A 23,523-nucleotide genomic window follows, 5' to 3' on the forward strand; every position below is an offset into this window, starting at 1 on the left:
CTCCTTTTTACTTTGCCGTAATCGTTATCTCCACAGGCTCATAACCATCTGCCTCAACTTTTAACGTCATCCTTCCGGCTGAGGTTGGTCTGAGAATAGCCATAGCCTTCCCATCAAAACTGGTATACCTGCCACAATGGAAGGTCTCTTCTGTTTTTGGATTTGCCGAGCCAAAGGCTATAAGTTCTCCATTTCCAGATACTGATGCAGAGAGCATGCAGTCTGCCATATTATCCACGATTCCGTCTTCATCACAGATAGAAATGTCCACATAGCACAAATCTGTTTCTGATGCTGTAATTTCAGTCCGGTCCGGTATTGCCCGAATGTGGAGTTCAGGCTTCGCAGAATGCAGGCTGTAAGTGCCAAGCTCTGCACCCCCTTTATAGGTAATTACCTTCAACTCCCCAGGTTCATATGTAAGCTCTGCACATCCACGTTTTTTTACCAGTTCTCCACTGCCGGCTTCTTCCCCATTCAGGAACAATTTATAGCTGTCCCCGTTTCCAAACACATGTACACGGATTGGTTTTCCTTCATAGCCTCTAAAGCTCCAGCTGCCGATGCCATCGATGAAATCCCACATACCAGGCTGTAACGTTTTATCAAAATTCTCCGGGTACTCCACTCCGAGATAAGGAACATCTGTCAGGCCAAACACAATTTCTCTGTAATAACTGATTGGTCTGCGATTTCCCATAAGATCCAGATCGGCACAATACCCCATCATCCAGGGATACTCCCCGGCAAATCCTGCATCTCCCTCCAAAGCGATATCCTCTGCATATTTCGTTTTTCCTGCTCCGGCTTCCCCAAGATAATCCCATCCTGTCCAGGTAAAGTCCCCGATCGCCTGCGGATATTTCATGATTTCTTCCCAGTTATCTGCAATTTCCCTTGGGGATGTCTCACTTCCCACCAGTATCCGGTTCGGGAACAATTCACTGTCAATTCCGTAACGCACCGTAGCATAATTGTATCCGCAGATATCCAGGCAGTCGAAGCTCTCCTTCGTACACTCTGTTACCATTTCCGAACCTGTTAACTGTGCCATAGCCTCTCCAAGATTCATCATCAGATTGTTGATATCCTGTCCTTCACCATTTGTCTCCGAATTCTGGCTCATAGATTCCGCAAGCTGATTTAAAACAGATAACGTGGCATTGATAGAATTTAATATATAACGGGTATCATCAAGGCTCCTGATCTTTCCAACCAGCTTTCTTCCAATGTCAGCCCCTGCTGCAGTCCCTGTTTCCTGAATCTCATTTCCAATAGAATACATAATGACAGAGGGATGATTATAATCCTTCTTTACCATAGCCTCACAGATCTGTTCCCAGCTAAACGGAAAAACAGATGCATAGTCACGGGCTGTCTTAGCCCTCGTCCAAATGTCAGATACTTCATCCATCACCACCAGTCCAACCCTGTCACAGGCATCCAGAAATGCCTTGCTGATTGGGTTATGGGCACTTCGAACTGCATTAAAGCCTGCTGCCTTTAAAAGCTGGGCTCTCCGCTCTTCTGCCCGTTCAATTGCTGCCGCCCCGAGCATTCCGTTATCGTGATGAACACAGGCGCCTCTCAGTTTCACTACTTTTCCGTTGATACGAAGCCCATGTTTTGGATCCAGCTGTAAAGTCCGAATCCCCAGGGCAGCTTTCTCTTCATCAAGAACCTGATCTCCTGTCATAACTTTAGTTTCAACCTGATACAAATAGGGTTCCTCTATACTCCATCTCTTGATTCCATCCAGATAGATGGACTGTCTGCACTGCTGTACTTCTCCTGCATAGGCGGTTATTCTGCTTTCATTTTCTCCTACAATTGTTCCTTCTCCGTCGAGGATTCTGGTTACAACAGAGGTCACTCCACTCTTATGTCCCAGATTACGAACAGCAAAGTCAACCGTCACCCGCGCACCTTCCTCATCGATCTCCTTCGCAGAGATACGATAACTGTCCGGCTGTATATGGATCAATTCAGAAACCATCACATTTACATTACGATAGATACCGGCTCCGGAATACCACCGGCTGTCCTCTGCCGTTGTAAACGACACAGTAATTTTGTTCTTTCTGCCATATCTTAAGAACTTATTTGCCTCCACATAGAATTCTGTATACCCGTGTGTCATCCCACCTGCGTAATCATCATTGATAAAGACACTGGCATTCATATACACACCTTCAAAATCAAATACAACATATTTATCTTCCCACTCCGCAGGGACTTCGAAATACTTGGTATAAGATTTTGCCACTGCCGGATAATACCCTGAAAAAGAGGAGGAAGGTGCATCCTTTCTTCTCACCTCATCCTGCATGCAGTCATACGGTAATGTGATCTTTTTAAGATCCTTTGGCGGAACCGGCTGCGGAATCATTGCATTGACTGTTCCAACTTCCCAATTCTTATTAAATCTCTCTCGAATCATCTTGTTCCCTCCTAAAATGAATTCCATTTCTTCGCACTATATTTTATTTAACATTTAACCAGCCAGTTACCGCTCCCCAATCTTATTGAAATATGGTTATCAATAAGCTTTGCTTCCGGGTACGTTTTCCTGATCTCTTCCAGATCTTTTGCCAAACCGGGTATTCTCACATGTGCAATCGTATTGACAGGCACTTGAATCTCATATTCTATTGTCTCCCCGCTACGTTTCCACCCGGAGCATATCGTTCCATAAAGACTTTCATAAACCGCTTTCGCTTCCGTAAGGCTTCCGCCGGCCACAGGCTCCACAAGAAATTCCTGATATCCCGGTTTTTCTATCATAGGTCTGATCCCCGCGATCCTCGAAAACAGGAAATCACAGACTGCCCCATAACTATAATGATTAAAGGAACCTGCGTGTGTGTCCATCCCGTCCCACTCTTCCAGAATAGAGGTGGCTCCTTTTTTCACGTTATAAAGCCAGGACGGGCACCCTTCCTGCTCTAACAATTGATATGCAGTCTCTGCATATCCCCCATCTGCCAGCACGTTCAGGATATAAGGTGTTGCTAAAAAGCCTGTATTGATATGATAATCACAGTCCCTGATCATCCGTACAAGTGCAGTCAAGACTTTCTCCTCATGCTCCTCATCACAGATACCGAACGCCAATGCCCTGACATTCGGCGCCTGGCGGCCTTCTTTTATGACGCCATCCTCTCCGATGATGTATTTATTGAACATTTTCTTTACTTTTTCAGACTTTTGCCTATAAAGCTCTGCATCCTCTTCTTTCCCCAGGATCCGTGCAATTTCTCCAAGCAGCCTCGTGCTGTAGTAAAGGAATGCTGATGGAACCTCCGGATCAGGATTTGTAAATTTCTCCATCATCCGCTGCATTTCACCAGCCGATCCCACGTCAGCCTCAAGCCATTCACCCCAGTGGAATTCTGTATCCCATATGTAGTCTGCATCCAGCTCACCATCCGTCCAATTTCCATACTCCGGTGCACTTTTACGGTTTGGATTTGCGTTTTTGGCTTTACTGAACATGTACTCTACATGTTTCCTTGCAGATTCATATTGATTTTCAAGGATCTGTTTGTCGCCATAGCATAAATACATGGTATACGGATTTATGACCGCCGCATCGGACCAGCCTGCGGATCCGTCCGCCACTCCCTTATCTTCCTCATCGCTCTGATACATCTGGAGTACCATATAATCCGTCGTGGACAACTCTTCCTTGTCTGCAATACTCTCAAAAAATGCAGCCTTTGCTCTCTCATTTTCTTCTGGATTTTTAGAGCCGGATGGAATCGTACTTTTCAGTTTCCCATTTTTTAATTGATCACAGTTAAATTCCTGCATCCATTTTTCAAAAAACGGATATACATTCATGAAATCAGCAGCCGTTCTTATATAGACCTGAGAATCTCCCGTCCAGGGGCTTCGTTCCCTTGTAGGGCAATCTGTCGGAACATCTAAATAATTTCCTTTTTGACTCCATCTGCTGTTTTTCACAAGCTGATTGATTAATGGATTAGAACACGTAAAATCACCCGTTTCCTCCAATGCAGAATATACGGCGACGGCCTCAAAATCCCCGGGTCTGATCTCTCCTGCATATCCCCTGACCAATACATAACGAAATCCAAATACTGCAAAAGTCGGGCAATATGTTTCCTCAGGTTCGCCGCCGGAGATATACTCGATTCTCTGGAAAGACTCATTTTCAAACATGTCCCCCATAAGATTCTCCATGTTGAACAGTCCGTCTTTTATATCCTCCCCGTGCTGCAGAATCACTTTCTGTCCCTTTTGGCAGCCTCTAAGCCTCATCTTCACATATCCTGCAATGTTTTGACCAAAGTCTAAGACAAGCTCTCCTGCTGCATCGCGAAATGGCCTTGCCTCAAACCTTTCCTTTTCAAGAACCGGGACACTTGCAGAAGCGATCAGCGTATCTTTCGTGCAGTACAGACCTTCTGTCTTTACTGCCGGTTTCCATAAGGCATCATCAAATCCTCTGTCCTTCCATCCCCGCGGCTCCTGCAGCGAGTCATAGACCTCACCGGCTCTTAAGTCACATGCCCGGATTCCGCCATAGGAATACTTGAATTGGTCATCGGAGCACACATATTCCACACTTCCATCCTCATAAGTGAGGACAATCTGCCCCAAAAACTGAAGCTTATATCCCCAGTTATTTCTGCTGCTTCCTCCCAGGGTTCCTCTCCACCAGCCATCCCCCAGGGACACGGCCCATACATTCTCTCCTTCTGCCAAATACTCTGAAATATCATAGGCCTGGTACTGTATGCGGCTCTGATAACTGGTAAATCCGGGCTTAAACTTCTCTTTCGTTCCGAGCCTTCCATTGATCCAAAATTCATACAGACCGTGGGCTGTTTGATATATTCTTGCTTTTTTCAACCCACTCTTAACCCGAAATTTACGCCGCATGACAGGCGCCGGCTGATAATGAAAATAGTCGTTCTGATCTAAAGGCTCGATCCAGTCACAATGCCAGTCTTCCTCAGTTAAAAGACCCATCTCAAAAAATACGGTTTCGCTTTCTGACTGTTCTTCGATCGTCCCATTGGCAATCGTGGACTTCACCTTCCAGAATACTCTTTCCATGGAGCTTAATTTCGGCCCGTTCCACAGCACTCTCTGTGAGGAAGAATCTTCTATCACCCCGCTATCCCAGATCAGATCAGTTTCCTCCTCGTCTGCAAAAGCAAGGATCTGATAAGAGGTCTGCATCATATTCTGACTGCTGCTTTTTATTTTCCAGGATAATCTCGGCCTAAGAGTATCAATTCCAATAGGATTTGTGCGGTATTCTGTCTTTAACTCTGTTATGATCACTTTACTGTTCCCCTTCCTGTAATTCACATTGTATTTCCGTGCCTTTTAAGACCGTATATTGTTTTCCATCCGGCATTACCACCAGCGCCGATACATTTTCTGGCAGAGAAATCTGTATGCAAAACTGCTTTCCTTTTCGTTCCCATTTCACAGCGATCTCGCCATACATACTGGTGTATGAAGTTTCTGCCCATGTCAGCTCCCCGACAGCAAACGGCTGTATCTTTACTTCTGAAAATCCGAGTTTCATTGGGGTTATACCGCCGACTCTTGAAAACAGCCATGCTGCGGCGGCCCCCATCGCATAATGATTCTGAGAATCTTTTGGTACTCCGTTTTCATCAATGCCCAGCCAGTTCTCCCAGACAGTAGAAGCTTTCTGATCAATCTCATACATCCAGCCCGGACAAGCGCTTTGCGTCAACATTTTATATGCCGTTTCACCATATCCATAATCCGTCAGCACCTGCAGAATCTGGTATGTTGTCAAAAATCCCGTTCCTATTTTGTATTGATTTTTTTCACACTTTTTCTTTAGCTGCCTGACTATTTTCACCGATTGTGTTTCATCCGTCAGGCCCATCGAAACCGGTCTTACATATCTGCATTGTCTTTTTGAGTGGACGCTTCCTCTTTTTAAGAATTCCTTCCGGTAGGCATTCCTGATGTTTTGGGCCAGCACACCATACTTATGTTGATCGTCCTTTTTCCCTAATATCTCTGCCATCTGGCTTAACTGGTCTGCAGAATGATAAAACCAGGCTGTCGCAACCTCCGCATCGGGAAATGACAGTGCTCTGACAGAATCTTTCATCATGCTTGATCCCGGCTCCAGCCATTCTCCCCAGTGATACCCGGTATCTAATATGTATTGATAATGTCTGCCAAGTTTATAAAAATGTAATTTATGCTTATCCTTCGCCCTGTTTGTATTAAAATCCACATATCTCTTTGCTGTGTCATACACCAGCCGTATGATTTCTTTATCACCGTAAAACTGATACATGATAAGAGGCACATTGAGCAGTGCGTCCGACCATCCTGCACTGCTATATGGAAGATTCTGCATATCTACACCGTCTGTGAACATAGGAACCTCCGGCACGATGAACGGAAGGCTGCCGTCCTCTTTCTGCAGACCGACAAAGTCCTGGAACCATTTTTTCAAAAACCTCCTCGTGTCCGACAGATAACAGGCTGTCTCTGCAAACACATTAACATCACCGGTCCACCCCGCTCGTTCTCTAGTTGGGCAGTCTGTAGGGATATCTAAGAAATTAGATTTTTGCGACCATCTCACATTTTCTACGAAACGATTGATTTTTTCATTGGAGCAGGTAAACCTTCCACTATAGACAAGGTCTCCATAGACTGCTATCGCTTTGAAGTTTTTCGCTTTTACCTCTTCCGGCCATCCTGTTATCCTTACATACCGAAAGCCGCTTATAAGAAATGCTGGCTTATAGCTCTGCGTCCCGTCTTTTAAGATATACACAAGTGTCTGTCCCAATACTGACTCCGGTATTTCCATGCTCTCTGCTATTTTTTCGCACTTCACCTCAGACAAATTCTTTATAGTAAAATTTCCATCCTCATCCAGGGTTTCTCCCATTTCAAGGGTGACTTTTGTCCCGGCAGCCCCGGTAACTGTAAATTCTACACGCCCTGAAAGATTCTGTTGGAAATCTAAAACGATATCTCCATTCGGCGTATTGATTATTTGAGGTATGAAGCATTCATGCTCTTTTATATTGTCGCCCTGTTGGACAATGATTTCACCATCATAGGATGAGACCACGCATGAGTGCCATTCTTTGTCATCATAGCCTGGTTGATTCCAACCCTCCATTTCCTTTGTCATGTCAACAATCTCAAAGGTTTTCAGGTCATTCCCCCTAAGCGGTCCGTCCTGACAGGCTTTCGTATTTTCGTCTGTATAGATCCGGCAGATCCCCTCTTCTGTCTCAAGTTCCAGAACTGCCGCAAATTTTATTTTGTTTCCGTAAAAAGCCCTTTTGCTGAACGCGCCAAGAGAGCCCCGGTACCATCCGTCTCCGATTACCGCTGCAATCACATTCTCTCCCTTACATATCTGTTCGGTCACATCTGCAGAAAAATACTGCACGCGCTTGTTATAGTTAGTAAATCCCGGCATAAGCAGAGAACTGCTCACATCACATCCATTGATGAATGGAACATACACTCCCAGTCCAGTAGTGTATAATGTTGCTTTGATTACTTTTCGGTCTTCGTAAAAGACTTTACGGATATAAGAAGCTGGCTGCAGCTTCTTCTCTTCCGGTTTTTCTAATTCAGGTTCTACAAAATAAAATCTGGGCTCTTTCATATCATTTTCCTTTCATTTTTTGCTTGATTACCAATGCAGCTGCCCGCATCTGCTTTTATATATACCTTAATCTGCAGCTTGCCGCAGATCCGTCCCTTTTGGGGCATGTTTTACGGGCTGCCCTTTAGGTATACAATCTTTTCATTGACTTTTTCATCATATCAAGTTATCATCAGGCTTATAATCATTAATGTTGCTGATAATTTATATAATCTTGCTATTTTATGTAGGGGGACTTATGTTTGATAAATACCATTTAATCCACTTTGAGATTAAGAAATCACTATCTGAAAACGCCAATGGACGAATCTCTGTGACTGAAAAAAACAATACCGATGCCTATGATAGTACTGTGAAATGGTCTGAATTTGCTGAGGATTTAAACAATACCCAGCGCTCTTCTTATTGTTTGACTGGTAGTTTTGACATGCTTCTTTCAACCATTTCACGCCGAAATAGTCTAGAAGCTTTATATCTTCAGAGTTTTTGTATCATGAACAATACAAAAGAATATTTTACTAAACGGGCAGATTATGAGTCTCTTTTGTTATCATACACATATTCAGGCGAAGGGGGATTGGTATACAATGGTCAGTCCTATACGCTGAAAGAGGGCCAGGCATTCATTATTGACTGCCGCACGCCACACGAATATTTTGCTGCAGCCGGGAATTGGGAACATGTGGATATTCATATATGGGGGCAAAATGCCGAATCACTATACAAACATTTCTCAAGTCAAAATATTGTACAGATTTCATTTGCCCAGGCCAGCTTCACCCCTATGGTGGAAAAACTGCTTGATTCCTGCACTACCTTTTCAGATCACAGGGATCTTTTTATCAGCAATGCGTTAAGCAATCTTCTATGTACCTTATTAGACCATGCTGAAAAAGAAAATAATTCTTCTATTCCGAATATATATAAATATGTGATCCGTTATATTGAAAGTAATTATATGCATCCATTGTCGCTAGACTCACTCTCTTCATTCGCTAATCTCAGCAAGTACCACTTTGCAAGAGAATTTAAAAAGTATACAGGATTTTCCCCTAATGATTATCTTCTCGAGCTGAGGATCAACCATGCCTGCATCCTGCTTATCAATTCCGATCTTTCTGTTGAACAGATTTCAAACGAAGTAGGGATACACAATATGTCCAATTTTATAAGGCAATTCAAAAAACGCACCGGATCAACTCCCAGTGCGTTAAGAAACAATAAATTTACCTCCAGCCCCTTCTGAAAAATATGGCGAAACTTTATCACAATACTGCTTAATCAGCAGTCGCAAAAAAGCCTTGTAAACTTCCATGCTTACAAGGCTTTTTTAACTCCCCGAGTTGGATTTGAACCAACGACCCTTCGGTTAACAGCCGAATGCTCTGCCGCTGAGCTATCGAGGACTACGACGCTCCCTTCACGGGAGCGTCTTTGTATTTCTTTATACTCTAGTATATACCATTTTTGTAGATTCATACAGATTTTTTTATGAAATTATAAATCAGTTTATACGAAAATGTAAAATAGCATTTTAAACAATCACAAATGCAACGGATGCCGCCGGAATCTCCAAAGCTCCTTTTCCCACCGATTTTGCAGTAATCTCCGGCATATCCTCACCATCCGCCGGTTTCACTGCTTCTTTGTTGACACGGATTTCCTGTACCCGAAGCTTTTCAGAATCCAGCAGATACAGCTCACCGTCTTTCGGAAGCTCTATGGTTGTCGCATCTGTCTTCGAATTGTTGATCACCACATAAGCATAGCCTGGTTTTCCGTCTTTTCTGGAATGGGCATAGACATGAGCGCCCTCCCGGATCTCTTCGCCGGAATCATAAACTGTTGTTCCCATCAGCTTGTTCCAGAGGTATACCAGCCAGTAATTCGGTCTCGGAAGATGTGTGGCATGATCCAAAAGTCCATAATCAGAGGATGCAAGCGTGTTGTGGAAAATGATCCCGTCTGTGACTGTAGCAAAGCTTCCCAGTTCATCTGCATAACGGATCACGTCCATATAGGTTGACCCCCATGTATTTCCGCCCAGTCCGGCATCTGCGGATTCTGTCACCCACATCGGTGCTCCCGGACAGTATTGATCACGGAGCTTTGCATAATTTTTCGCGGTTCCTGCTGCCACTCCAAGATATGCCTCACTCAGTGCCTCCCCGGCATTCCAGTGTCCGCCCATTGACGCCCCGCGTTCGGATAATCCTGCATAACAGTGATAACTGAATACATCCGCGTTCTCCCTGCAATGAGTTAACAATTCGTCTGTCGGGATAGCCTGGAGCATTTTTGCCATTTCCAGCTCCTCACCGCTAAAATTATCTGCACATGAGCATGGGCCTACAAGCAGTACTTCTGGATAGTTGTCCCGGACAAATCTGAAAAATGCATCCTGGTCTCTCCCGAATTCTGCTGCGTGATATCCCTCTGCCGGTGGTGTCATAGGCAGCACGTTCGGCTCATTCATAAATTCTGCAGCTGAGATCGGCACGCCGTATTCTTTACTATAATCAAAAATAAGTTTTGCCTGCTGGGGTGTCCATGGCTTTCCATCCACATGATCTCCCGGACAATTAGATACAGAGATCAACAGCTTTGCATCTACAGCCTTGACAAAATCCAGCACACCGTCCCACTGTTCCTTTGTAAGGACCGCTCTGTATCCCTGGGGCACAACGCCTCCTGTATGTCCGTCAAAATCATAGTATGTATCTGTTGCCCAGCTTCCGCTGACACGGACATATACACTTCCCAGCGCCTTCGCATATTTGCGGATGTTCTCCTCATATAAATCGATCGGAGGATACACCTGCATCAGCTTTGTCATTTCTGAAAAATCTTTTACCGGAGGAAACTCTTCCGTTCCCGCAATCTGCTCAGGAGTGTACGCTTTCCAGAACGTACCGCCTGTCACCTCCGTCATTTCAACATTGTAAGACACCAGTCTTTCATCAATGTCTCTGATCTTTTTTAATCCATCTGCATGGAGTTTTACTGTCTCATTCATATTCTTATTTTCCTTTCCCTGCAAATATCTTGGTCAAATGATACCAGGGTTAAAAGGCCATGCTTTTCATATCTGCATGAAAAAACATAACCTTTTAACCCTGTATTACTATATTAAAATACACCCACTCTCGTCTGCCTTCATCGGCAGTGCGATCATAAGATCCACAATGGCAAGAGCGATCGGAAAGCCGCTCCAGCAAAGAGCAAGATAGAAGATCCCCAACATCCAGCGTTTCTCATAAAACCTGTGGATTCCTGCCCATCCCAGAAAGATAGTCAGAAGAATATAGTTCCTGCGGTTCACCTCATGAAGCTGACGGTTTTCACGCCATTCAAAATAACGGTCCCCAAGGCGCTGCCAGAGCTTGAGCGGTTTCTCTACTCCATATTGTTCTTCCACTTCATGGAGTTCATCCTCCATCAGTGCCATTTTTGCAAAATCAACACGTTCCTTCACTTTTATGCTTTGGGATTTTCTCATCTTATCTGCTCCTTTTATCTATACTTAGAGGGCATGGATCACGGGATGCCCTTTGGGTATACCTTGTTCTGCAGCTTTTGCTGCAGACCCGCCCGCCAGGGCATGGATCACGGGATGCCCTTTGGGTATTACTTAGCTTCTGCCTGTGCCTTTGCCTGTGCTTCTGCCTTGATCTCTGCGATACGGATCTGGATCTCTTCCATCTTCTCTTTTGTCAGCGGATAGAATTTTAATGCGATCAGGTTCATCACCCATCCTACGATAGGTGCTCCGATAAAGCAGATCATTGTTACCCAGAAAATACTGCTGCTGTAAGGGGTATCCGGTGTGGGCTGTATTTTCTTGAATCCGATCGCTGCGATCATCAGAGATACGAATGTTCCAGCCAGTGAAGAGATCATCTTATCAACAAAACTGAATAATGTTCCCATCAGGCCCGGCACATACTTACCGGAACGGTACACTTCATAATCCGCACAGTCTGCAGTCATCGGGATAACGATATTTCCTGCCACTCCTGAGAACCCTGCCATCACCACGTTCAACACAAGGAAGAGGATGGAGAACAGATTGAATTTTGTAAAGCTTAATGAAGTCGGATCTCCCAAGCACATCAGGAAGAAAAATGCAACTGCGGAGATAATTGATCCCCAGGTTCCAACCAGCATCGCTGATTTCTGTCCCATCCGGCGGGCAATAAAGTTCATTAAAAGTAATGTGACGATAATATTTGGAATACTTGTGATCGCACTGTAGCTTCCGTATAATGTATAATTTCCGCAGATAATGCCAAACAGCATAACGAATATGATCGTATTTCCTTTCATACTTGCAGTCAGCTTATCGGAGGAAGCAGAGATCACGAGCATCTGGATCGCGCGGTTCTTTCTCAACACTTCCCAGTAGTCTTTGAAAGTAATTCTCTGTACCACACCTGTTCCATAATATTCCAGACGGTCTTTTCTCCTCAGTCCTATAATAGCAAGTATTGCCAAAACAAAGGATAACGGTGCGAACACCTTCCAGATTCCCTGGAAAAAGGCCGGGTTAACAAACGCTGTATCCCCTCCGTATATTGGGATGAGGACATTCGTAATAATAACCGGGATGATCGCAAACAATATGGTATTGAATACTGCGTCAAACATAGTAAAGATCGGACGCTGTGACGGATCATTGGTCAGACAGCTCTGTGCTGATTTTGTTACTACACACTGGAATGTATATCCGATAATGTACAGCATATACATCACAATGTAAAATGGAAATCTTGCAGCCTGCGGGATCACAGGTGTCACCCAGTAGATCAGGAAGCTGGTCACAAGCAGGATCAGGTTACCGATTAAAATAAACGGACGGTTCTTACCGAACTTCGTATTCGTCTTATCTATGATATAACCGATGAATGGGTCTGTCACACCATCCCACATACGCATTACTGTGGTGATGGTTCCTGCGAGTACGACTCCCACCCCAACAATACCGGTTAAGAAATATGTGATATACATAAATATCATCGCATAAATATTCGTTGATGTATTGTTGAAAGCATAAAATGCGATTTCCCATATTTTTGCTCTATGTACAACATTTGAAGCTTCTGTGTTTGTTTTCCCCATAACGTATTCTCCTTTGTACTCTCATTTTAATCTTTTATAGTTCAAACCAATCTCCATAGCCAAGCTTAATTAAGTTATCACGGCTGATCTTCAAGCTTTCAAATGAATCTCTTCCGTAAGTTGCATCCTGTTCGATCAAGAAATATTCGCTTCCGCCGGCGAGTCCTGCTTCGATACATTCCTTGATTGGAAGACTTCCTTCTCCGACTTCTGCAAACTCTACAATGTTTGAGAATGCATCCATAAATGCTTTCTGATCAAATGCCCCCTCCGGCATCTTGATCGTTCCGATCCTGTAATCTTTCAGATGCAGCAGACGGATGCGTCCGTCGTACTTTTTAATGAACTCTACCGGATTCTCTCCGCCCCTCTGGATCCAGTGAATATCCAGTTCAAATCCCATATGTTTTGTTGAATTTTTAATAATATCGAGCAGATATTCTCCATCGTACTTTATGAATTCAACATGATGGTTGTGATAATAGAGGTCGATTCCCTGCTCCTTTAGTCTTGCCGCCATCTCATCTGCACGTTTCACAAAACCAAGTGCCTTCTCTCTGCTTCCCATGCAGGTCATAGGCAGCATGCCGATGCGCAGCATATCGCAGTTTAATTCCTTACAGTCAGCGACGATCTTATCAAAATCATCGGTCAGGTTCTCTCCCGGCATTCCCGGCATCATCGGTTCTAATGCCGCTGAGCATGCTGCAATCTTAATGCCGAATTCCTCACTTGCCTTCTTCATTCCGGCAACATTTTCAGCGGTCATGGGGATCTGGCTGACTTCCACACAATGATAGCCCAGCTCAGCACATGCCTTTAATGTGCCATAAGCCCCCAATTCACCGATCTTGTCCTTAATTGTACTCATCTGAATACCAATTAGTCCTTTTTTCATTCCTTTTATCTCCTTTACTTTTTATAAACGAATCTGTTGTCCCGTACGGCCGGATTCCTGAATGGCATCGATCAGACGTACACTCATCACTGCATCTTTCACATGGATATAGTTCTGTGTATCCTGCTCAACGGCCTGATAGAATTTTGCGATCAGCTTCTGATGGCTGGCACCGTAGTAAAACTTTGTACCCGGAAGCCTTGCATCCTCGGCCAGACGCTCCTTACTGCCGTCTCCACCCATTCGGTATAAAATATTATCAATGATAGAAAATTCTGCCTTTTCCGTCTGTACAGAAATCTGTACGCCTTCGTTCTTATAATTTGCGTTGGTCGCCAGGAACAATCCCTGTGCACCGTTTGCAAAGGTCAGTCTGGCTGACACGGTATCCTCCACCTCAATGCCATAGTCAAGAAGCTGGCTGACACTGGCCCTTACGCTTAGTACCGGACCGCCCAGATAGTACAAGAGGTCCAGAGTATGTACAGACTGGTTGATCATGCACCCGCCGCCTGCATATTCCCAGGTTCCCCGCCATGGCTTCACATCATAGTAGGATTTCGGCCGGGACCATGGTACGATTCCTTTCATTCCGGTTATCGCGCCGTATCGTCCGCTGTCAAGAAGCTCTTTCAGCATTTCGATCGATTCATTCAGACGGTTCTGCAGACAGATCCCTATGTGCACTTCCGAGTGGGCCGCCTCAAATGCGGCAAATTCCTCTGCCTGTGAGGTATGAAGTGCCACCGGTTTTTCACAGAACACATGCGCGCCCATTGCTGCCGCCTCCTCTGACACCGGAACGTGCAGGTAATGTGGCAGACAGATGTGAACCACATCGGGCTTCACATCTTCGATCATCTGCCTGTGATCCTGATAGAAAGGGATTCCTTTCGGTGCTCTTGCCTCTGCACTCTTATCTATATCACAAACCGCTATTAACTGAATCTCCGGGTTCGCCTGAATCGCTGCAATATGTATGGCTGAGATATCTCCCAGACCAATGACTGCCGCTGTTTTCATGTTTACGTCCCCCTTTATATCCGCTCTTTATTAACGAGTCGGGAATTTTCCTTCTTCTGCGATCTTTTTATTCAGTTCGCTTAAATAGAGCTCTTCATCCACCGGATTGTCTACTTCTTTGCCCAGCCAGGAAGATAACTGTGTCGCATTTGCAAGGTTTACTCCGTTGATTCCGTCAGATCCCGGTGCAAGAAGCGGTGCTCCTTCCAGGATGTGTAAAGCAAAGTTTTCCATTACGGTTGTGTGCTGTTTTCCCCAGCCGTCTGTATTTTCAAATGTCTCCACTGTGTACATGCCGTCTGCACCTGCCGCATTTCCCATGGTCAGCTTGGCAACATCCATCATGCTCATGGTCGCATTCATTTCATTCTCATCTTTTTTCAGACGGTATACTGTAGCTTTTTTGCTGTCTTCCACAACGATCTTACCACCATCCAGGTCGATCTCCAGACGGTCCGTTCCGATCGGATCATGTGTACAGGTGATGAAGCTTCCTGTTGCTCCGTTCGGATATTCTGTCACGATCGTAACGTCATTCTCTACTGCGATATCACGATGGCATCCATAGAGGCACTTCGCATAGACTTTACTTGGAATTCCGCAGATCCACTGCCACAGATCCAGCTGATGAGGTGCCTGGTTCACAAGAACACCGCCGCCTTCTCCGCCCCATGTTGCACGCCACTCGCTCTGCGCATAATAGCTGTCCGGGCGCCACCAGGAGTTAATGATCCAGTTAGAACGGCGGATCTCTCCCATTTCTCCTGAAGATACGAGCTCTTTGATCTGCTGATATAATTTATTGGTGCGCTGATTGAACATGATACCGAATGCAGTATCCGGGTGGCTTGCTGCACACTCATTCATCTCACGTACTGATTTTGCAAAAACTCCTGCAGGCTTCTCAACCAGGACATGCATACCGTGCTCCAGGCAGTAGATTGCGATCTCTGTGTGCAGGTAGTGGGGAACGGTTGTGATCACTGCATCCACATTTCCGGAAGCAACCATTTCCTTCCAGTCTTTATAAAATGGATAGTCCGGGTACTGCTCTGCACACATTTTTTCCTTTTCCGGATCAATGTCACAGAGTGCTCCCAGCGCACAGTGCGGCGGACACTCTGGTGCCGGCATTCCCGGGAATCCTGCTTTTCCGGTCAAAAATCCTGCATATGCTCCCCCCTGTGCTCCTACTCCGATGATTCCGTAACGAATTTTACTCATTTTCTTTTTCCTCCGTTTTTTATTTTTTCTCGATGTTCTCCAGAATCGTACATAATGCGTGGTACTGCATTGCGTATCCCTCTGCTCCATCCTTTGCCTTGTTTTCTTTGATGATATTCTTTGCGTCTGTTGTTTCCAGCGATGCCAGGGAATCAAAGAGAACCAGATGTGGTTCCAATGTCAGGAATCCCTGATAACCTTCCTGATTGACTGCACGGTCCAGAAGCTTCTCGATCTTTCCTTCTCCTGTTCCGCAGACCACGTTTTCATTATCTGTTGACACAGCATCCTTGATGTGAATATATACGATATACGGCCTTAGCATATCCCAGCAGACTTCCGTATCTTCGCCGCATTGTACAAAGTTTGCAAAATCAAAAACTGCCTTAAAATGCGGATCTTTGATCTCCTCAAACAAAGTTAAGCAGCGCTCCTTGGTATCTCCATAAATCTCTTTTTCGTTTTCATGGATCAGAACCACGTCATACTCTTTTGCGATCTCCACGAACTGCTTCAGCTTTGTGAGTACCGTCTCCTTATATGTATCCGCGTCCCGTCCCTCGGGGATGAAGAAGCTGAACATGCGGATAAACTTACAATCCAGCAGCTTACAGATCTTGCAGATCTCTTCCAGCTGTTCCTTCTGCTTTTTAAACCCCTCCTCATCTTCCACGCCGACTTTTCCGATGGGAGACCCGATCGATGAAACCCTGATCTGATATTTCTCCAAAAGCGGCAGCAATTCTGTCTGAACTTCCTGCACCGTATAATCTGCAATTCCCTTTTTATCAGCAGACCTAAGAGAAATGTAGTGCATTCCCAGTTCTGCAACTGTCTGAAGCTGTTCTTCAAAATCTGAACTGATTTCGTCCGCAAAACCTGAAATGCAGATGTTCTCTAACATAATACTTCCTCCTTTCACTTTTTAACCTAATATCAGTTTTCACCCACGATAAAGCAATCAGTGGGATGGCTTATGGATACACTATATCCACTATATCGATTTTTTGTTATTACAATTTTTCTCTTTATTAGTATTATTTACATCATTACTTTTTCAAACCTGAATATTATGCTATAATTAAAGAATCAAATACGAATAGGAGCTTCCAATATGTACCAAACCCTGATATCCTTTACCCAATCTGTCTTAAAAGATGTGCGGGTACAATCAAGAATTTATCCGTTTTCTTCGGAATATGATGCTACTTTTGATCTGGGGCTTAGAAAGACTATTTACAGTTTAGATAAAAATGCATTGGATTTTATTAAGAAATCTACCCGGGATTTTTTAAAAACGTTTGAGACCTATACGCTTTTTCAGACTACAGACACTTTTGGATGTGAGTATATTTTTTTAAATCTTCCAGACACAAAACCTGCTTCTTTCCTTTCCATCGGCCCGTTTTCTTACACTCCGTTCACGAACAGCCATATTCTGAATCTCTGCCGCCAGAATCAGCTGCCGGAAAGCCATTGGGATTTTATTCAGCAGTACTATTTTTCACTTCCGGTGATCAATGAGAAGCAGTGGATGGAAAGCCTGGTTTTCACCCTGGTGCGCAGGTTGTGGGGGAATGAGACCCGGACGATGACACATCTTTCCAATGCCGCACCTATAGCACCTGTATTTACATCATCCATTGAGGCTCCCACCAACTCATCCCTGTCTTATATGGAGCAAAAATATGGGAGTGAGGACTTCCTGATGAAATGTATCAGCACCGGGGATACAGAGAGGATCTCTCAGATCCGCCAGCACTTAGATCTCGCCTCCATCAAGCAGCGCTTTCCGAATTCACTGCGTGACCAGAAGAATAATCTGCTTGTATTTAATACCATCTGCCGCAAGGCCGCACAATATGGGGGTGTCCACCCGATCTACCTGGATACACAGTCTAATAAATATACTGCCAGGATCGAGTATGCAGCCAATCTAAAGGAGCTGAATGCTCTTTACAGGGATATCCCTCTCAAATACTGCCTGCTTGTGCGCAGATATTCCCTGAAAGATTATTCGCCTACCATACAGAAAGTCATTATGCATATTAACTTTAATCTCAAGGAGGATCTGGGGCTGCAGGTGATCGCAGAGCATTTCTCCTTAAACAAAAATTATCTGTCTACGGTATTTAAAAAAGAGACCGGCATCACACTTACGGCTTATGTCAATCAAAAACGGATCGAGCATTCTCTTTATCTGCTCAATACCAGTTCTCTGTCCATACAGAATATTGCCGGGGCCTGCGGAATCCAGGATCTGAATTATTTCTCCAGAATCTTCCGACAGCAGGTGGGTATGTCTCCGTCCGGATACCGTTCTCAGATCAAGGCGGATCATAATACCTGATAGATTCAAAGATGTCCCGGTGTATTTGCGGCAAAGCTTTGGATAAATGTCTCATTTCCCTTTACAATAAAATATCCCATAAACATCATGTCTATGGGATATTGTCTGTTTATGCAGTTTTTATGTGATCCTGTCTGCCGGACCCGGGCCTGTTTTAAAACTTCACAAGCTTCTGGAGCAGTATATTTTTATCATATAGGAATGTGAGTATCTGGCTGCTCTCTATCATATCAAAGCACTGTTTTCCAACTACAGTAGAATACACCATCGTAAGGACCAGAAATCCCAGCCACACGATCAGAAGCGCCACAAAAACACCCAGCAGAGCACCTGCAAGGTGATTGAGCGTGCCCACCACCGGCAGCTCTCCGATCACATCTACTGCGGTCATCAATGCCTTTACGATAATCACGGCAAGCAAAAATGTCACCAGGAATGCCAATACCTTGATCACCATTCTGGCAATATATGAGGCCACATACTCCGGAAAGCTGGCTACACTCAGTTCATTATAGATGGCGGAATTGTTATTTTCCAAGATCAGGTCCTTTAAGAAGGACGGAAGTGTTGAATCCTCGATCATCTTGATCTGGATGTCTTTCGGGACCTCTCCTATCACTTTGAGAATATCTCCTGCCGTAATCCCCAGACTTTCCCAGTCCAATTGATTTAAAGCCGCCATATCGTCTTCGCTCAGATCAGCGAGCGGTGTGCCGCTTAGATCCGCTTTTGCCAGCTCTTCTGTAGAAATCTCCGGCATAAATGCTTCCACACATTTTTTCTCTATCATATCATCGATCGGCGTATACTTCGTCAGTGCCTGTGCCACATAAGGATTCAGCACGATCATCAGCACAATGGTAAGTACTGTGGAAAGGAGTGAAAGTGCACTTTTAAAAAAGCCTCTTACAAATCCTACCACAATACAGATCAAAAAAATCACGCCTACAATTATCAACAACCAGTTATCCATACGCTCTCCTATTTCGCTAAATAAACTACCCGCAGTTCATTTGCGCTCATCACAAGGTATCTATTTATCCCGAAGGCAGGGATGACTTCTAATGCTTCCGTTTTCAGATCCCCTTTAAATCTCTGCACACCATTTTTCGTTATAATGCAGCACTTGGAACCTGAAAACATGATGATCTCATCTTCAACCATCTTGATATTACTGTATTCCCCGGTAAACGCTTTGTCCATGACCTCTTTTCCGGACTTATTATACAGCCTTGCCTCATATCCTGACTTCTTTTTGTTCAAAAGCGTGAAACCGATATATTTGTCTGTATGGAACACACTTTTGATCTCTTGATTCAGCTCAATCTCTTTCTTTTTCTTCGGCACATCTGTTCCTTCATATATAATGAAGGAGCTGTCGCTGACTGCTATGGATGTCGTATCATCCATAAAATACACTTCCGGGATGATCTTCCCGTCATATTCTTCCATACCCACTTCATTATCGGTCTTTGCCTTTCCTGCCTCCCCGAAATTATAGAATGCGACCTTGGACTTGAGTGCACCGTTTTTCGTGAAGAGGTAGGATACTGCCAGCGTCATGCCATCCCGGGACATGTCCAAAGCTAAGGGATAGCCTGTACTGCTTACAGTGACCTGATGCTCGACCAGGATATTGCCTGTGGCATCATAGGATACGATCATGGGTGAATTTTCATTTTTTAAAATAACGCTCACGATCCCCTGATTTGAGACGGACATCTTTTCAATCGGGAGCGTCGTCTCTATCTCGCCTTTGAGTCCCTCCTCTGTGAATACGAGGATGGAATTTCCTCCGTTATCTGCTACGGCAAAGGTTTCTTCATTTACATCGATCACGGGATTCTGCATCTGACACGGTGAGATCCACTGCTCTTCATTCTTCCGGTTTAGATAAACCACTCCGTCCCTGCTGTACCGGACGATTCCCTCTGCAAACTGTGCATAACGGTTGGTATCCGATGTCTCGTCGGCGTAAGAGGCGGCCTCACGCACGGCGGTATAGGACTGATTCTTAATAAGCAGGTAGGTTCCACCTATGATCATAACCGCCAGGACTGTGATGATCCCCCATTTCTTCATGGTATCACGCTTACGCTTTCTGGCGGCCTTCTTTAACTTCTCCAAATTCGCAGGCTCGGCTACCTTTAAATTCGGGTTCTTCTTTTGCTTCATGTTGGTCCCCTTATTACTGTTCGTTCATCTTACCCGTGCATTATATCACAAATTCGATTCCCGTGAAAGCCCTGCTTTACGGGAGCACCAGTTTTTGGCCTACATAGATCAGATTTCCGTTGGTAAGCCCGTTCATTTTACAGATCGCATCTACATGGGTCACGTCCCCGTACATTTTCCGGCTTATGATGGCAAGAGTGTCTCCCTGCTCAACAACGTAGACGCCATCGCTTCCATTCGTCCCTTCGTCTGCCTTCTCTCCATCACCACCATCTTTTCCGGTGTCTTTCTCATCCTGGCTGTCTGCATCCTGATCCCCGGCACCACCGGCGGTTTCACCCAGGGCTTGTCCCTCTTCCTTTCCTGCGGCCTGTCCGTCATTTTGCTGCCCTATCTGCTTACCCGCGGCCTCTCCCGTGACTGCAGTGACCGAACCGCTTGTCTCCTGTGCCTCGACCGACTGTGTGTCATTAGATGAGGAGCTCGATATCTTGTTCAGTGCGGTCTGAACCGATTTCATCTTGTCAAAGTTATTGATCGTGGTCACACCCATAATGATCACGATAAGCACCAGACAAGCGCTGACCGCATACATCAGACGGTTTGTTTTCTTCTGACGCTGTTGTTCCTCCCTGGTTCTGACCAGACTGCGAAAGTCCTTTGCAGCTCGATCCTCAACAGTCTCCGAGGGACTCACCCCATTCTTCTTTCTTGATGAAATCATATAGTTCTGCATACACGGGTTTTTCTCATAATATGTATAGTGCCCTCCGATCTCCATCAGATCATTGAACTTCTGTACAAAATATACCTCGTCCTTCTCCACAGGATCTTTCATAATAAAGATCGTATTCTTTTTCGGGAACGATTTCTTATGAAGCTTTACCGTGCCATGCTCCGGCGTAAGCGGCACACCCGGGTGGGCAACAAACCACCCCAGCATCTCTCCGTCCTCAAAATACTGTTTGCAGTCCTCATACGCTTTCTTCCATGTATCATCATCAATTACATAATCACTGCCCGACATCTTCAAGTCGTGCATCTGGACCGCACCATATATGTAAACATACTCCTCCTCATCCGTTTTCTGCATATCACCTATCAGGAACGCACCTATCGGTGTCTCCCCCGCTTTTTCGCATAACTGGGCGAAAAATGTATCTACATAATCTTCTACATAAATCTTCGGGCTGTCACTGACATTCCCGATCTGACGCACATTTTTAGGAATCTGTCTCTCCATTACACTCACCTCAAATAAAATTTTTCTCAAGCATAGCATAACGAAAAGGCTGAATTTATCGCTTGGTGTCAGGTGCGTTCGACAAAAAGATTTGCAAAGGGGTCAGACCCTTTTGCTGTCCATTTTCAGAATATTCTCAATTTTTCTCCCAGAAAGCCCCGTTTCCCGTTTACATGCCTTCAAGAAGTCTTGCTTTACCGGGCCGATAGTTAGTATAGTCTGAACCTCTTCAATCTGATGTTCAAACAGATATTTCTCGACTAAAATCTTAACTCTTTCATAGTTATGAATCCGCTCATCTTCAACGGTGTCGAGGAATGACTTCTGTTCAAAAAGATGGTGGAAGTTCCAAAAGTCTTCTGAAGTCTGAAAGCGGGTCTCTAACATCTGGTATGAACCCTCTGAGATCAGTTCACAGGTTCCTGCAAAATACTCGGCGGCACTGCTGAATTCATAGGCATAGGGCTCCTTTACCAGGCTGATTTTCACTGGATTGTTATGGATGTACCGCAGACAGCACCAGTAATATTCCTCTGTTTCCACACAGTCGCTGTAGTAACGCCCCTGGAAAACGTGTCCGCTTCTGTCGTATTTGGCATTATACCCCTCAGCGTATGTCGAATTCAGGGACTGCATGAACCTCGCCAGCACCTCAATCTCTGATTTGATCAAAATATGCACATGATTAATCATTATACAGTATGCATAGATCGTAATCGGATAACTTTTCATCTTCTTTTTTAAAATTTGAGTAAATGAAATCTTATCGGTATCCCTTTCAAATATTTTCTCTTTGTTGTTTCCGCGGATAATAATATGGTAGACCTCTGTTCCGCTTTCTCTCCGTTTCCTTCTCGGCATTTGTACCTCCTTAAATTATTTTGTTTCTGCTTTCTTACTTGTAAACCAGTTTGTTACTTTGTTTCCTATTTTAAATAGTATCTCTGTGTGAAAATTGTCCCGAAATGGAACAGATTCTCTGACGGGCCTTTTGCCCCTCATGACCAATACCGCATAGATTGAACTGTGAATGGTTCAATGAAACTAAAGAAATGCAGTATAGATATTAAGAGAATATCATATTTTTCTTAAGATTTCTACAGAAAAATTGAATCTCCATATTTCCGATGTTATGATAGTAAAAACAACAAAAGTAAAATAATCCGAGGTGTTTATGATGAGATTAAAAAATAAATTACTTATGAACTTAAGACGTGAAGCATCAGAGATCAAAGAGGATCTCAGACGGGACTGGGGAGATGATTTCTATGAATGTATCAAAGATATCGCGGAACATCCTGTTGTCCTGCGTATGAAGCTTTATCCGCACCATGGACATACAAACTGCTACCAGCACTGCCTTCATGTCGCATATTATAATTATGTCCTATGCCGCTTTTTTCAATTAGATGCACGGTCAGCCGCCCGGGGTGGGATGCTCCACGACCTGTTCCTGTATGATTGGCATACCCATGCTGCCAGGACCGGGGACCATTTCCACGGAATGACGCATCCAGCATGTGCTCATAAACATGCCAAAAAGTTCTTTGAATTAAATCATATTCAAGAAGATGTAATTAAAAACCACATGTGGCCTGTGACACTTTTTCATTTCCCACGTACGAAGGAAGGTTGGATCACCACCCTGACCGATAAATACTGTGGGGCTCTGGAGACAAGCCAGCGGTAATAAGCTATGCCTATAGAAAAGCCATTTATCAGAATATTCTGAAAATGGAATCGAGTAGGAGGGAGTGATTAACTCCCGTCCTCTCACAGCACCGTGCGTACCGTTCGGTACACGGCGCTTTCAATAGTTGACGCGCACA

The 23,523-nt window shown here is 44.5% G+C and carries 17 protein-coding genes and 1 tRNA gene; 3 read left to right on the top strand and 15 right to left on the bottom strand.

All coding sequences use genetic code 11. The features are described from left to right. Positions 1–7 precede the first annotated feature (7 nt). The 3 genes from AC4OGX_RS03640 to AC4OGX_RS03650 are packed head-to-tail and all read right to left on the bottom strand — an operon-like array spanning position 8 to position 7,663. Entirely contained in the window at positions 8–2,440 is a 2,433-nt protein-coding gene (locus AC4OGX_RS03640; RefSeq protein ID WP_493328502.1) for a glycoside hydrolase family 2 TIM barrel-domain containing protein, read from the bottom strand. 47 nt (positions 2,441–2,487) lie between these two features. Continuing rightward, positions 2,488–5,343 (bottom strand): family 78 glycoside hydrolase catalytic domain, encoded by a 2,856-nt coding sequence (locus AC4OGX_RS03645; RefSeq protein WP_493328504.1) that lies wholly within the window; start codon positions 5,341–5,343, stop codon positions 2,488–2,490. Then, positions 5,318–7,663, bottom strand: coding sequence for a family 78 glycoside hydrolase catalytic domain (locus tag AC4OGX_RS03650; protein ID WP_493328506.1), 2,346 nt, complete (start codon positions 7,661–7,663; stop codon positions 5,318–5,320). The genes AC4OGX_RS03645 and AC4OGX_RS03650 overlap by 26 nt, the downstream gene beginning before the upstream one ends. A gap of 238 nt (positions 7,664–7,901) precedes the next feature. Here AC4OGX_RS03650 and AC4OGX_RS03655 point away from each other — a divergent pair, with 238 nt between their 5' ends. Then, positions 7,902–8,909 (top strand): helix-turn-helix domain-containing protein, encoded by a 1,008-nt coding sequence (locus AC4OGX_RS03655; RefSeq protein WP_493328508.1) that lies wholly within the window; start codon positions 7,902–7,904, stop codon positions 8,907–8,909. 88 nt (positions 8,910–8,997) lie between these two features. On the opposite strand, the gene AC4OGX_RS03660 is transcribed toward AC4OGX_RS03655, so the two are convergent. The 8 genes from AC4OGX_RS03660 to AC4OGX_RS03695 form a co-directional block, all read right to left on the bottom strand. Further along, a tRNA-Asn gene (locus AC4OGX_RS03660) sits at positions 8,998–9,069 on the bottom strand. A 128-nt stretch (positions 9,070–9,197) separates the two neighbouring features. Continuing rightward, the gene (locus AC4OGX_RS03665; RefSeq protein ID WP_493328509.1) at positions 9,198–10,679 is read right to left on the bottom strand and encodes a beta-glucuronidase; all 1,482 of its coding nucleotides are present in this window, start codon (positions 10,677–10,679) and stop codon (positions 9,198–9,200) included. Between the two features lie 108 nt (positions 10,680–10,787). Then, entirely contained in the window at positions 10,788–11,162 is a 375-nt protein-coding gene (locus tag AC4OGX_RS03670; RefSeq protein WP_493328510.1) for a TM2 domain-containing protein, read from the bottom strand. A 128-nt stretch (positions 11,163–11,290) separates the two neighbouring features. Continuing rightward, positions 11,291–12,781: an MFS transporter gene (locus AC4OGX_RS03675; RefSeq protein ID WP_493328511.1), complete on the bottom strand. Its 1,491-nt coding sequence runs from the start codon at positions 12,779–12,781 to the stop codon at positions 11,291–11,293. Between the two features lie 34 nt (positions 12,782–12,815). Next, a complete protein-coding gene (locus AC4OGX_RS03680) occupies positions 12,816–13,679 on the bottom strand; it encodes a sugar phosphate isomerase/epimerase family protein (protein WP_493328512.1) in 864 nt (287 codons plus the stop codon). 21 nt (positions 13,680–13,700) lie between these two features. Continuing rightward, positions 13,701–14,702: a Gfo/Idh/MocA family protein gene (locus tag AC4OGX_RS03685; protein ID WP_493328513.1), complete on the bottom strand. Its 1,002-nt coding sequence runs from the start codon at positions 14,700–14,702 to the stop codon at positions 13,701–13,703. A 30-nt stretch (positions 14,703–14,732) separates the two neighbouring features. Next, positions 14,733–15,926, bottom strand: coding sequence for a Gfo/Idh/MocA family protein (locus AC4OGX_RS03690; RefSeq protein ID WP_493328514.1), 1,194 nt, complete (start codon positions 15,924–15,926; stop codon positions 14,733–14,735). A 19-nt stretch (positions 15,927–15,945) separates the two neighbouring features. After that, the gene (locus AC4OGX_RS03695; RefSeq protein ID WP_493328515.1) at positions 15,946–16,830 is read right to left on the bottom strand and encodes a sugar phosphate isomerase/epimerase family protein; all 885 of its coding nucleotides are present in this window, start codon (positions 16,828–16,830) and stop codon (positions 15,946–15,948) included. A 210-nt stretch (positions 16,831–17,040) separates the two neighbouring features. Between AC4OGX_RS03695 and AC4OGX_RS03700 the strand changes: the two genes are divergently transcribed. Further along, positions 17,041–18,276 (top strand): helix-turn-helix domain-containing protein, encoded by a 1,236-nt coding sequence (locus tag AC4OGX_RS03700; RefSeq protein ID WP_493328516.1) that lies wholly within the window; start codon positions 17,041–17,043, stop codon positions 18,274–18,276. A gap of 154 nt (positions 18,277–18,430) precedes the next feature. Here AC4OGX_RS03700 and AC4OGX_RS03705 read toward each other — a convergent pair whose 3' ends face one another. The 4 genes from AC4OGX_RS03705 to AC4OGX_RS03720 form a co-directional block, all read right to left on the bottom strand. Beyond that, complete coding sequence (locus AC4OGX_RS03705) at positions 18,431–19,249, bottom strand: CvpA family protein (protein ID WP_493328517.1); 819 nt, start codon at positions 19,247–19,249, stop codon at positions 18,431–18,433. Positions 19,250–19,257: 8 nt separating this feature from the next. After that, positions 19,258–20,451, bottom strand: coding sequence for a DUF5711 family protein (locus AC4OGX_RS03710; protein ID WP_493328518.1), 1,194 nt, complete (start codon positions 20,449–20,451; stop codon positions 19,258–19,260). Positions 20,452–20,527: 76 nt separating this feature from the next. Continuing rightward, positions 20,528–21,694: a LysM peptidoglycan-binding domain-containing protein gene (locus AC4OGX_RS03715; RefSeq protein WP_493328519.1), complete on the bottom strand. Its 1,167-nt coding sequence runs from the start codon at positions 21,692–21,694 to the stop codon at positions 20,528–20,530. Positions 21,695–21,796: 102 nt separating this feature from the next. After that, positions 21,797–22,555 (bottom strand): transposase, encoded by a 759-nt coding sequence (locus AC4OGX_RS03720; protein WP_493328520.1) that lies wholly within the window; start codon positions 22,553–22,555, stop codon positions 21,797–21,799. A gap of 340 nt (positions 22,556–22,895) precedes the next feature. Here AC4OGX_RS03720 and AC4OGX_RS03725 point away from each other — a divergent pair, with 340 nt between their 5' ends. After that, positions 22,896–23,384 (top strand): HD domain-containing protein, encoded by a 489-nt coding sequence (locus AC4OGX_RS03725; protein ID WP_493328539.1) that lies wholly within the window; start codon positions 22,896–22,898, stop codon positions 23,382–23,384. Positions 23,385–23,523: the final 139 nt, after the last annotated feature.

This window comes from Faecalicatena sp. (assembly GCF_058819085.1).

Bases quoted from the DNA above. Each gene is read 5' to 3' on its own strand.
- AC4OGX_RS03655 (WP_493328508.1), top strand. From the start codon at position 7,902: ATGTTTGATAAATACCATTTAATCCACTTTGAGATTAAGAAATCACTA.
- AC4OGX_RS03690 (WP_493328514.1), bottom strand. From the start codon at position 15,926: ATGAGTAAAATTCGTTACGGAATCATCGGAGTAGGAGCACAGGGGGGA.
- AC4OGX_RS03680 (WP_493328512.1), bottom strand. From the start codon at position 13,679: ATGAAAAAAGGACTAATTGGTATTCAGATGAGTACAATTAAGGACAAG.
- AC4OGX_RS03675 (WP_493328511.1), bottom strand. From the start codon at position 12,781: ATGGGGAAAACAAACACAGAAGCTTCAAATGTTGTACATAGAGCAAAA.
- AC4OGX_RS03650 (WP_493328506.1), bottom strand. From the start codon at position 7,663: ATGAAAGAGCCCAGATTTTATTTTGTAGAACCTGAATTAGAAAAACCG.
- AC4OGX_RS03715 (WP_493328519.1), bottom strand. From the start codon at position 21,694: ATGGAGAGACAGATTCCTAAAAATGTGCGTCAGATCGGGAATGTCAGT.
- AC4OGX_RS03695 (WP_493328515.1), bottom strand. From the start codon at position 16,830: ATGTTAGAGAACATCTGCATTTCAGGTTTTGCGGACGAAATCAGTTCA.
- AC4OGX_RS03725 (WP_493328539.1), top strand. From the start codon at position 22,896: ATGAACTTAAGACGTGAAGCATCAGAGATCAAAGAGGATCTCAGACGG.
- AC4OGX_RS03665 (WP_493328509.1), bottom strand. From the start codon at position 10,679: ATGAATGAGACAGTAAAACTCCATGCAGATGGATTAAAAAAGATCAGA.
- AC4OGX_RS03640 (WP_493328502.1), bottom strand. From the start codon at position 2,440: ATGATTCGAGAGAGATTTAATAAGAATTGGGAAGTTGGAACAGTCAAT.
- AC4OGX_RS03710 (WP_493328518.1), bottom strand. From the start codon at position 20,451: ATGAAGCAAAAGAAGAACCCGAATTTAAAGGTAGCCGAGCCTGCGAAT.
- AC4OGX_RS03705 (WP_493328517.1), bottom strand. From the start codon at position 19,249: ATGGATAACTGGTTGTTGATAATTGTAGGCGTGATTTTTTTGATCTGT.
- AC4OGX_RS03720 (WP_493328520.1), bottom strand. From the start codon at position 22,555: ATGCCGAGAAGGAAACGGAGAGAAAGCGGAACAGAGGTCTACCATATT.
- AC4OGX_RS03670 (WP_493328510.1), bottom strand. From the start codon at position 11,162: ATGAGAAAATCCCAAAGCATAAAAGTGAAGGAACGTGTTGATTTTGCA.
- AC4OGX_RS03685 (WP_493328513.1), bottom strand. From the start codon at position 14,702: ATGAAAACAGCGGCAGTCATTGGTCTGGGAGATATCTCAGCCATACAT.
- AC4OGX_RS03700 (WP_493328516.1), top strand. From the start codon at position 17,041: ATGTACCAAACCCTGATATCCTTTACCCAATCTGTCTTAAAAGATGTG.